Source organism: Stenotrophomonas sp. AS012628, assembly GCF_010608305.1.
GTDB classification, from domain to species: Bacteria; Pseudomonadota; Gammaproteobacteria; order Xanthomonadales; family Xanthomonadaceae; genus Stenotrophomonas; species Stenotrophomonas geniculata.
This window is the reverse complement of sequence record NZ_VMBJ01000105.1, coordinates 1-469: the sequence shown is the minus strand read 5'-3', so window position 1 is coordinate 469 and position 469 is coordinate 1. Positions and strand designations below refer to the sequence as shown.

The window sequence follows — 469 nt, the reverse complement described above, 5'->3', positions numbered from 1 at the left end:
GGGGCCATAGCTCAGCTGGGAGAGCGCCTGCATGGCATGCAGGAGGTCAGCGGTTCGATCCCGCTTGGCTCCACCAATCTTTCGGCATTAGGCCGTCGAAAGGTCGCTAAAGAACATTGATGAGAATTGCGTCCCCATCGTCTAGAGGCCTAGGACATCACCCTTTCACGGTGGCGACCGGGGTTCGAATCCCCGTGGGGACGCCACTCATCACGAACAACGAGGACCCGGCCGATAACCGGGTCTTTTTTGTTCACCGCCTACCAGCATTCAGGTAGTGGCGTTGCGGTTCCCCTGCCCTCGCGGCCGCGGTTGAACCGGAACGAAAAAAGCTCAAAAAAAGCTTCCACAAACGTGAACACGCAGGTATGATAGGCGGCTCGGTAACACGGGGCCATAGCTCAGCTGGGAGAGCGCCTGCATGGCATGCAGGAGGTCAGCGGTTCGATCCCGCTTGGCTCCACCACTT

3 tRNA genes are annotated in these 469 nt (G+C 58.8%); all 3 read left to right on the top strand.

Annotated elements, in window-relative coordinates:
- The 3 genes from G5A07_RS21160 to G5A07_RS21150 all read left to right on the top strand — a co-directional run bounded on the left by G5A07_RS21160 (position 1) and on the right by G5A07_RS21150 (position 466).
- A tRNA-Ala gene (locus tag G5A07_RS21160) sits at positions 1-76 on the top strand.
- Between the two features lie 54 nt (positions 77-130).
- Positions 131-206: transfer RNA gene (locus G5A07_RS21155), tRNA-Glu, on the top strand.
- Between the two features lie 184 nt (positions 207-390).
- Positions 391-466 (top strand) — tRNA-Ala (locus tag G5A07_RS21150).
- Positions 467-469 lie beyond the last annotated feature (3 nt).